We start from the raw sequence: 12,143 nt of genomic DNA on the forward strand, positions 1-12,143 counted from the left end.
ACTGATGGCTGTGGACACTCCCAGCCAGTCGGTGGCGAAGGCCGCGGGCGACAGCGTCGCCCGCGGCCGGAGCCGCGGAACTGGCAAGCGCCGGAGCACGCGGAAGCGCTCCCTCTCCACCCACTGGTACGCCTGGATCATGGTCGTGCCGGTGGTCCTCGTGATCGCCGTGATCATCGGCTACCCGCTGGTCCGTGGCATCTACCTGTCGCTGACGGACGCCAACGAGCGGAACGTCGCCCGGTCGATCGGCGTCAACGAGATCCCGGCCACCTACGAGTTCGTCGGCCTGGACAACTACGCCGACGCGATCAGCGGGAGCCAGTTCCTCGGGACCCTGGGCTGGACGATCGTCTGGACCGTGTCCTGCGTGGCCCTGACCTTCGCCCTCGGCCTGACCCTCGCCAACGTCCTCAACCGCAGGATCGCCGGCCGCTCCGCGTACCGGATGCTGCTGATCCTGCCCTGGGCGGTGCCCGGCTTCGTCTCCGTCTTCGCCTGGCGCTTCCTCTACAACCAGGACAACGGTCTGCTCAACAAGATCCTCGCGGGCGGCGGCATCGACGCCGTCCCGTGGCTGAACGACCCCACCTGGGCCAAGTTCTCGGTCATCCTCGTGAACGTCTGGCTCGGCATCCCGTTCATGATGGTCGCCCTCCTCGGCGGACTGCAGTCCATCCCCGGCGAGCTCTACGAAGCGGCCGAGATGGACGGCGCGAACGCCTGGCAGCGCTTCCGGCACATCACGATGCCCGGTCTGCGCTCGGTCTCCACCACCGTCGTCCTGCTGAGCACCATCTGGACCTTCAACATGTTCCCGGTGATCTTCCTGCTCACCCGGGGCGGACCGGGCGAGGCCACCCAGATCCTGGTCACCCAGGCGTACAAGTTCTCCTTCGAGATCAGCCCGCGCGACTTCGCCCAGTCGTCCACGTGGGGCGTCCTCATCCTGGTCCTCCTGATGATCTTCGCCGCGATCTACCAGCGCGTCCTCCGCAAGCAGGGAGAAGTCTGGTGACCACCACGACCCCCACCCCCCAGACCGCGAACGTCCCGATCCGGGGCCGGCGTTCGCCGCTCGCCTCGGTCGCGCTGCACGTCACCCTGATCGTCGCGTCCGTGATCGCCGTCTTCCCCGTGCTGTGGGTCCTGCTGACCTCGCTCAAGCCGGCCAAGTACGCGATCACCACGGACTTCTTCAAGGAGACGACGCTCGAGAACTACACCGGCCTGCTGAGGGACACCCCCTTCCTCACCTGGTTCGGCAACTCGCTGCTGGTCGCCGGCCTCACCACCGTCGTCGGCGTCTTCATCTCCGCCACCACGGGCTACGCCGTCAGCCGCTTCCGCTTCCCCGGCAAGCGCGGACTGATGTGGACGCTGCTCATCACCCAGATGTTCCCGGTCGCCGTCCTCATCGTGCCGATCTACAACATCATGGCGTCGATGGGCCTGCTCAACCAGCCGGTCGGCCTGGTCATCACGTACCTGACGATCGCCGTCCCGTTCTGCGCGTGGATGATGAAGGGCTTCTTCGACACCATCCCGCGCGAGATCGACGAGTCCGGATACGTCGACGGCCTCACCCCGTTCGGCACGTTCTGGCGGCTGATCCTGCCGCTCGCCAAGCCGGGCATCGCCGTCACCGCGTTCTACTCCTTCATCACCGCCTGGGGCGAGGTCGCCTACGCCTCCGCCTTCATGGTCGGCGACGAGAACCTCACACTGGCCGGCGGACTGCAGAAGTTCGTCAACCAGTACGGCGCCCAGTGGGGCCCGATGGCCGCGGCCTCCGTTCTCATCGCCATCCCCGCCGCCCTGGTGTTCCTCTTCGCCCAGCGGCACCTGGTCACCGGCATGTCCGCCGGTGCCGTCAAGGGCTGACGGCACCGCGCACGCCTCCGGAACGCACCTCCGTACGCACCTCCTTACCTCTCAGGGAAGACATGACCCAGCATCTCGCCACCCCGGCCGACGCCCCGACCACCGGCACGCACACGGGCTGGTGGAGAGACGCGGTGATCTACCAGGTCTACCCGCGCAGCTTCGCCGACGGCAACGGTGACGGCATGGGCGACCTGGAGGGCATCCGCAGCCGGCTGCCGTACCTCAAGGAACTCGGCGTCGACGCCGTCTGGCTCTCCCCCTTCTACGCCTCGCCGCAGGCCGACGCAGGCTACGACGTCGCCGACTACCGGGCCATCGACCCCATGTTCGGCTCGCTCCTCGACGCCGACGCCCTGATCCGCGAGGCCCACGCCCTCGCCCTGCGCGTCATCGTCGACCTGGTCCCCAACCACTCCTCCGACCAGCACGAGTGGTTCCAGCGCGCCCTGCGCGAGGGACCCGCGTCCGTCCTGCGCGAGCGCTACCACTTCCGCCCCGGCAAGGGCGAGAACGGCGAACTGCCTCCCAACGACTGGGAGTCCATCTTCGGCGGCCCGGCCTGGACCCGCACCGAGAACCCGGACGGCACCCCCGGCGACTGGTACCTCCACCTCTTCGCCCCGGAGCAGCCCGACTTCAACTGGGAACACCCGGCCGTCCGCGACGAGTTCCGCTCCATCCTCCGCTTCTGGCTCGATATGGGCGTCGACGGCTTCCGCGTCGACGTCGCCCACGGCCTGGTCAAGGCCGAGGGCCTGCCCGACCTCGGCGCCCACGACCAGCTGAAGCTGCTCGGCAACGACGTCATGCCCTTCTTCGACCAGGACGGCGTCCACGAGATCTACCGCTCCTGGCGGCAGGTCCTCTCCGAGTACGACGGGGAGCGCGTCCTCGTCGCCGAGGCCTGGACCCCGACCGTCGAGCGCACCGCGAACTACGTGCGCCCCGACGAGATGCACCAGGCCTTCAACTTCCAGTACCTGGGCACCCACTGGGACGCGGCCGAACTGCGCCGCGTCATCGACGACTCGCTCGAAGCGATGCGCCCGGTCGGTGCCCCCACCACCTGGGTGCTCTCCAACCACGACGTCACCCGGCACGCCACCCGCTTCGCCAACCCGGCGGGCCTCGGCACCCAGCTCCGCGAGCCCGGCGACCGCGCACTCGGCCTGCGCCGGGCCCGCGCCGCGACCCTGCTGATGCTGGCCCTGCCCGGCTCGGCGTACGTCTACCAGGGCGAGGAACTCGGCCTGCCGGACGTCACCGACCTGCCCGACGAGGTCCGCCAGGACCCGTCGTTCTGGCGGGCCACCGGCCAGGACGGCTTCCGCGACGGCTGCCGGGTGCCGATCCCGTGGACCGCCGAGGGCTCCTCGTACGGCTTCGGCGACGGCGGCTCCTGGCTGCCGCAGCCCACCACCTGGGGCGCCCTGAGCGTCGAGGCGCAGACCGGCGACCCCGGCTCCACCCTGGAGCTGTACCGCAGCGCGCTCGCCGTGCGGCGGGCGCAGCCCGGACTCGGTGCGGGCGAGGCCGTCGAGTGGCTGGAGGCACCCGAGGGTGTGCTCTCCTTCCGCCGCGACGGCTTCGCCTGCGTCGCCAACACCACCGGCCGGGCCATCTCCGTCCCGCTGCCCGGCCGGTTCCTTCTCTCCAACGAGGAGGTCACGATCGTCGCCGCCGACGGCGAGGACACCGCGGTCCTGCCCGCCGACACCACCGCCTGGTGGGCGGTGTGACGATCCCCCTGCCGCGGGGCGCCGGGAACGGCGCCCCGCGGCTCGCGGACATCGCGGCCCAGTCCGGGGTCAGCGAGGCGACCGTCAGCCGGGTCCTCAACGGCAAGGCGGGGGTGGCCGGCGCGACCCGGCACAAGGTGCTCGCCGCGCTCGACGTGCTCGGCTACGAGCGGCCCGTACGGCTCAGACGCCGCAGCGCGGGCCTCGTCGGGCTCGTCGTGCCCGAGCTGACCAACCCGATCTTCCCGGCGTTCGCGCAGGTCGTCGAGCAGGTCCTCGCCGGGCACGGCTACACCCCGGTGCTCTGCACCCAGATGCCCGGCGGCGCCACCGAGGACGAACTGGTCGAGCAGCTCGTGGAGCGCGGGGTGGCCGGCATCGTCTTCCTCTCCGGCCTGCACGCGGACGCCTCCGCCGACCCGGCCCGCTACGCCCGGCTGACCGACCGGGGCGTGCCGTTCGTCCTCATCAACGGCTACAACGAGCACATCGACGCCAACTTCGTCTCCCCGGACGACCGGGCCGCGGCCCGCATGGCCGTGCGGCACCTGGTCGAGCTGGGGCACGAGCGCATCGGGCTCGCCATCGGCCCCACCCGGTACGTGCCCTCGCGCCGCAAGGCCGAGGGCTTCACCGCCGAGCTGTACGAGCTCCTCGGCGTCGAACGCGCCGACGCGGAACGCTTCATCAGACCCACGCTCTTCGGCGTCGAGGGCGGCCACGCGGCCGCCGACATCCTCCTCCGCGAGGGCTGCACCGGCATCGTCTGCGGCTCCGACCTGATGGCGCTCGGCGTGATCCGCGCGGTCCGCGCCCGCGGCCTGGACGTGCCCGGCGACGTCTCGGTCGTCGGCTTCGACGACTCGCCGCTGATCGCCTTCACCAGCCCGCCGCTCTCCACCGTGCGCCAGCCCGTCCAGGCCATGGCGACGGCGGCCGTCGGCGCGCTCCTGGAGGAGATCGAGGGGAACCCCGTGCAGCGCACGGAGTTCGTCTTCCAACCGGAGCTGGTGGTGCGCGGCTCCACGGCGCAGCCGCCCGCCCAGGTTTCGGCGGCGTTTCGTCCCGAAGGGCCGCAAGTCCTTTCGTAACAACTTGCGTTGGGGTGTCCGGAGGGTTGACCGGGCGTCGGGGCGCTCGTACGGTCACGGCTGAAAACAGTTGCTGACATTTTCGGCAACTTCTTGCGACAGTGAAGTCAGCAGGAGGAAACATGGCCAGAAAGACCGTGGCAGCTGCACTCGCCCTCGTGGCGGGAGCCGCTGCGGCCGTCACGGGAAACGCCCCGGCGCAGGCCGCCCCGCCCGGCGAGAAGGACGTCACCGCCGTGATGTTCGAATGGAACTTCGCCTCGGTCGCCCGGGAGTGCACCGACCGCCTCGGCCCCGCGGGGTACGGATACGTCCAGGTCTCCCCGCCCCAGGAACACCTCCAGGGCGGCCAGTGGTGGACCTCGTACCAGCCGGTCAGCTACAAGATCGCCGGACGCCTCGGTGACCGCGCCGCCTTCAAGAACATGATCGACACCTGCCACGCGGCGGGCGTCAAGGTCGTCGCCGACTCCGTCGTCAACCACATGGCGAACGGCTCGGGCACGGGAACGGGCGGGACCCCGTTCTCCAAGTACGACTACCCGGGCCTCTACTCCGGCGCCGACATGGACGACTGCCGCGCCGAGATCACCACCTACCAGGACCGGGGCAACGTCCAGAACTGCGAACTGGTCAAGCTCCCCGACCTCGACACCGGCGAGGAGCACGTCCGCGGGAAGATAGCCGGCTACCTCAACGACCTGCTCTCCCTCGGCGTCGACGGCTTCCGCATCGACGCCGCCAAGCACATGCCGGCCGCCGACCTCGCCAACATCAAGTCCCGGCTCACCAAGCCCGGCGTGTACTGGAAGCTGGAGGCCATCCACGGCGCCGGCGAGGCCGTCTCCCCGAGCGAGTACCTCGGCAGCGGAGACGTCCAGGAGTTCCGCTACGCCCGCGACCTCAAGCGCGTCCTCCAGAACGAGAAGCTCGCCCACCTCAAGAACTTCGGCGAGGCCTGGGGCTACATGCCCTCCGCGCAGTCCGGCGTCTTCGTCGACAACCACGACACCGAGCGCGGCGGCGACACCCTCTCCTACAAGGACGGCGCGAACTACACCCTCGCCTCCGTCTTCGCGCTCGCCTGGCCCTACGGCTCCCCGGACGTCCACTCCGGCTACGAGTGGACCGACAAGGACGCCGGACCGCCCAACGGCGGCCAGGTGAACGCCTGCTACAGCGACGGCTGGAAGTGCCAGCACGCCTGGCGCGAGATCTCCTCCATGGTCGCCTTCCGCAACACCGCGCGCGGGCAGGCCGTCACCGGCTGGTGGGACAACGGCAACAACGCGATCGCGTTCGGCCGCGGCTCCAAGGCGTACGTGGCGATCAACCACGAGTCCTCGGCGCTCACCCGCACCTTCCAGACCTCCCTGCCGGCCGGCGCCTACTGCGACGTCCAGTCGAACACCCCCGTGACGGTGAACGGATCCGGCCAGTTCACGGCCACCCTCGGCGCCAACACCGCGCTCGCCCTCCACGTGAACGCCACGAACTGCGGCGGCGGCACCACTCCGACCACACCGCCCGCCACCTCGGGCGCCTCGTTCCACGCCACCGCCACCACCGCGGTCGGCCAGAACATCTACGTCACCGGCAACCGCGCCGAGCTCGGCAACTGGTCCCCGGCCGCCGCCCTGAAGCTCGATCCGGCCGCGTACCCCGTCTGGAAGCTGACCGTCGGCCTGCCCGCCGGAACGGCCTTCGAGTACAAGTACCTCCGCAAGGACGCCGCCGGAAACGTCACCTGGGAGTCCGGCGCCAACCGCACCGCGACCATCCCCGCCTCGGGCCAGATCGTCCTGACCGACACCTTCCGCAACTGAGCCTCCCCCTCTCCGCAGGGCCGCCCCACCGGGGCGGCCCCCTCTTCCCGTACCTCCAGGGAGCACCCCCGTGACACGCAAGAGAACGGCGGTCGCACTGGCCGCCGCCCTGTGCGCCGCCCTCGTGCCCGCCGTCCCCGCGGCCGCCACGCCCCGGCCCCCGGCCCCGCCCTCCGACCGGCAGCTCGCCGCGGAGCCCGCCCGCCAGGACCTCACCCGCGAGCAGTTCTACTTCGTCCTGCCCGACCGGTTCGCCAACGGCGACACCTCCAACGACCGGGGCGGTCTCACCGGCAGTCGTACCCAGACCGGCTTCGACCCCACCGACAAGGGCTTCTACCAGGGCGGCGACCTCAAGGGCCTGACCCAGCGCCTCGACTACATCAAGGGTCTCGGCACCACCGCCATCTGGATGGCGCCGATCTTCAAGAACCGGCCCGTCCAGGGCACCGGCAAGGACGCCTCCGCCGGCTACCACGGCTACTGGATCACCGACTTCACCCAGGTCGACCCGCACTTCGGCACCAACGCGGACCTGGAGCGGCTGATCGACGCCGCCCACCGCAAGGGCATGAAGGTCTTCTTCGACGTCATCACCAACCACACCGCCGACACCGTCGACTACGCCGAGCAGAAGTACGGCTACCGCCCCAAGGGCTCCCACCCGTACCTCGACAAGGACGGCCGGCCCTTCGACGACCGGAACGGGATCGGCAAGGTCGACGCAGGCTCCTTCCCGTACACCCCCGTCGAGAAGGCCGGCCTGGACAAGACCGACGCCAAGGTCCCGGCCTGGCTCAACGACCCGACGATGTACCACAACCGGGGCGACTCCACCTGGGTCGGCGAGTCCGCCGAGTACGGCGACTTCGTCGGCCTCGACGACCTGTGGACCGAGCGCCCCGAGGTCGTCGAGGGCATGAAGAAGATCTACGAGAAGTGGGTCCGCGACTTCGAGATCGACGGCTTCCGCATCGACACGGTCAAGCACGTCGACCTCGACTTCTGGACCGAGTGGGCCACCGCACTCGACGCCTACGCGAAGAAGCGGGGCCGCGAGGACTTCTTCATGTTCGGCGAGGTCTACTCCGCCGACACCACCGTCACCTCCCCGTACGTCACCCGGGGCCGGCTCGACGCCACCCTCGACTTCCCCTTCCAGGACGCCGCCCGCGCCTTCGCCTCCCAGGGCGGCGGAGCCGACCGTCTCGCCAGGGTCTTCGCCGAGGACTACCGGTACACCACCGACAAGGCCAACGCCTACGAGCAGGTGACCTTCCTCGGCAACCACGACATGGGCCGCGTCGGGACCTTCCTCAAGCAGGACAACCCGAACGCCTCCGACACCGAACTCGTCCGCCGGGCCACGCTCGCCAACGAGCTGATGTTCCTCTCCCGGGGCAACCCGGTGATCTACTACGGCGACGAGCAGGGCTTCACCGGCCCCGGCGGCGACAAGGACTCCCGCCAGACCCTCTTCGCCTCGAAGACCGCCGACTACCTCGACGACGACCAGCTCGGCACCGACCGCACCCACGCCACCGACGCGTACGACCCCACGCACCCGGTGTACCGGTCCGTCGCCGCCCTGTCGAAGCTGACCCGCGAGCACCCGGCCCTCCGCGACGGCGTCCAGCGGGAACGGTACGCCGAGGGCTCCGTCTACGCCTTCTCCCGTACGGACAGCACGGCGCGGACCGAGTACCTCGTCGCCACCAACAGCGCCACCACCGCCAAGACCGTCGCCGTCCCCGTCGACGCGACGGACTTCCGCACCCTGTACGGCGGCCAGGGCGCCGTCACCGCCGCGCACGGCAAGGTCACCGTCACCGTCCCGGCCCTCTCCTCCCTGGTCCTCAAGGCCGACAAGGCCCTCCCGGCCCCCGCCGCCAAGCCCGCCGTCAGCCTCAGGGCGCCGGCCGCCGGAGCCACCGGCACCGTCGAACTCACCGCCGACGTGAGCGGCGACGGACTCAACCGCGTCGTCTTCGCCGCCCAGACCGGCAACGGCCGCTGGCAGACCCTCGGCACCGCCGACCACGCCCCCTACAAGGTCACCCAGCACGTCACCGCCCCCGCCGGCACCGCCCTGCGCTACAAGGCCGTCGTCGTCGACAGCGCCGGCCGCACCGCGAGCGCCACCGCCGCCACCACCGCGGGCCAGGCCCCCGCGGCCGAGAAGCCCGTCGCCGTCGAGCGCACCCACGCCGTCGTCCACTACCGGCGCGAGGACGGGAACTACGACGGCTGGACCCTCAAGGGCGCCGGCCAGGAAGCCGCGTTCACCGGCCGCGACGCCCACGGCGCCTTCGCCTGGGTCAAGGTCCCCGAAGGCGCGTCCACCGTCACCTACACCGTCGAGAAGAACGGCACCGCCGACGGCCCGCAGCGCGGCATCGCCCTCGGCCGCACCGGCGAGGTCTGGATCACGCAGGGCCAGGACGGCCAGTCCGAGACCGCCCCCGCCCCCGGCACCCCGGACCGGACCAAGGCCGTCCTCCACTACCAGCGCGCCGACGGGAACTACGACGGCTGGGGCCTCCACACCTGGACCGGCGCCGCCCAGCCCACCGACTGGTCCAAGCCGCTGACGCCGGTCAGGACCGACGCGTACGGCGCCGTCTACGAGGTCCCGCTCACCGACGGAGCGAGCTCCCTCTCCTACATCCTGCACAAGGGCGACGAGAAGGACCTGCCCACCGACCAGTCCCTCGACCTCGCCACCTACGGCCACGAGGTCTGGCTGCTCTCCGGTCAGCCGAAGTACCTGCTCCCCACCGTCGGCGGCGCGCCGAACCTCGACCTCGGCAAGGCCGAGGCCCAGTGGATCGACCGGAACACCGTCGTCTGGAAGGTCAAGGCCACCGAGGCCACCAGCCAGCAGCTCGTCTACGCCGGGAACGGCGGCATCACCGTCACCGACGGCGCCCTGAACACCGAGGGCCAGTGGCTCCGGCTGAACCAGACCGCCCTCACCGACGCGCAGAAGACGAAGTACCCCCACCTCACGGAGTACCCGGCCTTCACCGTCGACCCCCGCGACACCGACCGCGTCCGCGACTCCCTGCGCGGCCAGCTCATCGCCACCCAGCGCGCCGCCAACGGCGCCCTGCTCGCCGCCACCGGTGTCCAGACCGCCGGGGTCCTCGACGACCTGTACGCGACGAAGGCCACCGGCGCCGCCCTCGGCCCGGTCTTCCGGAACGGCCGCACCACCCTCTCCGTCTGGGCCCCCACCGCACAGACCGTCGCCCTCGAACTCGACGGCCGGACCGTGCCCATGCGCCGCGACGACAGCTCCGGTGTCTGGTCCGTCACCGGCCCGAAGTCCTGGACCGGCAAGCCCTACCGGTACGCCGTGAAGGTCTGGGCCCCCACCGTCCAGAAGATCGTCACCAACAAGGTCACCGACCCCTACTCCACCGCCCTCACCACCGACTCCACCCGTAGCCTCGCCGTCGACCTCACCGACCCCCGGCTCGCACCCCAGGGCTGGAAGTCCCTGAGGAAGCCCGCCGCCGTACCGCTGCGGGACGCCCAGATCCAGGAACTCCACATCCGCGACTTCTCGATCGCGGACCCCACGGCGAAGAAGGACCACCGGGGCACCTACCTCGCCTTCACCGACCGGGACAGCAAGGGCTCCAAGCACCTCAAGGCGCTCGCCGCCTCCGGCACCTCCTACGTCCACCTCCTCCCGGCCTTCGACATCGGCACCATCCCCGAGAAGAAGTCCGGACAGACCGCCCCCGCCTGCGACCTCAAGGTCCACGCCCCCGACTCCGAGGAGCAGCAGGCCTGCGTCGCCGCCGCCGCGGCCAAGGACGCCTACAACTGGGGCTACGACCCCCTGCACTACACCGTCCCCGAGGGCTCCTACGCCACCGACCCCGAAGGCACCCGCCGCACGGTCGAGTTCCGGCAGATGGTCAAGGCCCTCAACGGCGACGGCCTGCGCACCGTCATGGACGTCGTCTACAACCACACCGTCGCCGCCGGACAGTCCGACAAGTCCGTCCTCGACCGGATCGTCCCCGGCTACTACCAGCGCCTCCAGGCCGACGGCACCGTCGCCACCTCGACCTGCTGCGCCAACACCGCGCCCGAGAACGCGATGATGGGCAAGCTCGTCGTCGACTCGATCGTCACCTGGGCCAGGGAGTACAAGGTCGACGGCTTCCGCTTCGACCTCATGGGCCACCACCCCAAGGCCAACATCCTGGCCGTGCGCGAGGCCCTCGACGAGCTGACCGTCGCCAAGGACGGCGTCGACGGCAAGGCGATCATCCTCTACGGCGAGGGCTGGAACTTCGGCGAGATCGCCGACGACGCCCGCTTCGTCCAGGCCACCCAGAAGAACATGGCCGGAACCGGCATCGCCACCTTCTCCGACCGGGCCCGCGACGCCGTCCGCGGCGGCGGCCCCTTCGACGAGGACCCCGGCGTCCAGGGCTTCGCCTCCGGACTCTTCACCGACCCCAACACCTCCACCGCCAACGGCACCCCCGAGCAGCAGAAGGCCCGGCTCCTCCACTACCAGGACCTCATCAAGGTCGGCCTGACCGGCAACCTCGCCGACTACACCTTCACCGACACCTCCGGCCGTACGGTCAAGGGCAGCCAGGTCGACTACAACGGAGCCGCCGCCGGATACGCCGCCGCCCCCGGCGAGGCCCTCGCCTACGCCGACGCCCACGACAACGAGACCCTGTACGACGCGCTCGCCTTCAAACTCCCGGCGGGCACCGGCCCGGCCGACCGCGCGCGCACGCAGGTCCTCGCCATGGCGACCGCGACCCTCTCGCAGGGCCCGGCGCTCTCCCAGGCGGGCTCGGACCTGCTGCGGTCCAAGTCCCTCGACCGCAACTCGTACGACAGCGGCGACTGGTTCAACGCGATCCGCTGGGACTGCCGCGACGGCAACGGCTTCGGCATCGGCCTCCCGCCGGCCGCCGACAACAAGGCCAAGTGGTCCTACGGCAAGCCGCTGCTCGTGAATCCGGCCCTGACGGTCGGCTGCGCGCAGATCGACGGCGCCTCCGCCGCCTACCGCGACCTGCAGACGATCCGTACCACCGAGCCGGCGTTCTCCCTGGCCACCACCGGGCAGGTCCAGGACGCCCTGTCCTTCCCGCTCTCCGGCCGCGAGGAGACCCCGGGCGTGATCACCATGCGCCTCGGCGACCTGGTCGTCGTCCTCAACGCGAGCCCCGGCAGCACCACGCAGAAGGTCGCCGACCTGGCCGGGAAGGGCTACCGCCTCCACCCGGTGCAGGCGAACGGCGCCGACACCGTCGTGAAGTCCGCCTCCTACGAGGCCGGTTCGGGCGCCTTCACGGTCCCGGCGCGGACGGTGGCGGTCTTCAAGGCCGGATGACCGGCCGCTCCTTGAGCACCCGTTCCATCAGCGTGACCCCGTAGCGCGTGCCGTCGGCGGCGAGCCTTCCCGGCTCCTCGCCGACGGCGCGGTACCCCGCGGCCCCGTCGTACATTCCCGCCAACAGGTCCGGATCGCGGTCGTCCGCCCGTCGGAAGGTCACTTGTGCCGTCAGGGCGATCACCGTAAAGGTGTGGCCAGACATTCCGTCCCACCGGGAGTG

General features: G+C 70.7%; 7 protein-coding genes. 6 read left to right on the forward strand and 1 reads right to left on the reverse strand.

All coding sequences use genetic code 11. The features are described from left to right. Window positions 1-4: 4 nt before the first annotated feature. The 6 genes from ACRRSS_RS07685 to pulA all read left to right on the forward strand — a co-directional run bounded on the left by ACRRSS_RS07685 (window position 5) and on the right by pulA (window position 11,920). Window positions 5-1,018 (forward strand): carbohydrate ABC transporter permease, encoded by a 1,014-nt coding sequence (locus ACRRSS_RS07685; RefSeq protein WP_351898731.1) that lies wholly within the window; start codon window positions 5-7, stop codon window positions 1,016-1,018. After that, entirely contained in the window at window positions 1,012-1,884 is an 873-nt protein-coding gene (locus ACRRSS_RS07690) for a sugar ABC transporter permease (protein ID WP_351898969.1), read from the forward strand. Before ACRRSS_RS07685 ends, ACRRSS_RS07690 begins: the two co-directional genes overlap by 7 nt. A gap of 62 nt (window positions 1,885-1,946) precedes the next feature. After that, window positions 1,947-3,626: a glycoside hydrolase family 13 protein gene (locus ACRRSS_RS07695; protein ID WP_435970476.1), complete on the forward strand. Its 1,680-nt coding sequence runs from the start codon at window positions 1,947-1,949 to the stop codon at window positions 3,624-3,626. After that, entirely contained in the window at window positions 3,614-4,717 is a 1,104-nt protein-coding gene (locus tag ACRRSS_RS07700; protein WP_435970477.1) for a LacI family DNA-binding transcriptional regulator, read from the forward strand. Before ACRRSS_RS07695 ends, ACRRSS_RS07700 begins: the two co-directional genes overlap by 13 nt. 122 nt (window positions 4,718-4,839) lie before the next feature. Then, window positions 4,840-6,543: a carbohydrate-binding module family 20 domain-containing protein gene (locus ACRRSS_RS07705; RefSeq protein WP_435970478.1), complete on the forward strand. Its 1,704-nt coding sequence runs from the start codon at window positions 4,840-4,842 to the stop codon at window positions 6,541-6,543. Between the two features lie 70 nt (window positions 6,544-6,613). Then, window positions 6,614-11,920 carry a pullulanase-type alpha-1,6-glucosidase gene (pulA, locus tag ACRRSS_RS07710; RefSeq protein WP_435970479.1) on the forward strand — a complete coding sequence of 1,769 codons (5,307 nt, stop codon included), beginning with the start codon at window positions 6,614-6,616 and terminating at the stop codon, window positions 11,918-11,920. Here pulA and ACRRSS_RS07715 read toward each other — a convergent pair. Beyond that, window positions 11,907-12,104, reverse strand: coding sequence for a hypothetical protein (locus tag ACRRSS_RS07715; protein ID WP_435970480.1), 198 nt, complete (start codon window positions 12,102-12,104; stop codon window positions 11,907-11,909). The two genes, pulA and ACRRSS_RS07715, sit on opposite strands and share 14 nt — an antisense overlap. Window positions 12,105-12,143 lie beyond the last annotated feature (39 nt).

It is taken from the genome of Streptomyces sp. Qhu_M48, assembly GCF_051305195.1.
Lineage (GTDB): Bacteria > Actinomycetota > Actinomycetes > Streptomycetales > Streptomycetaceae > Streptomyces.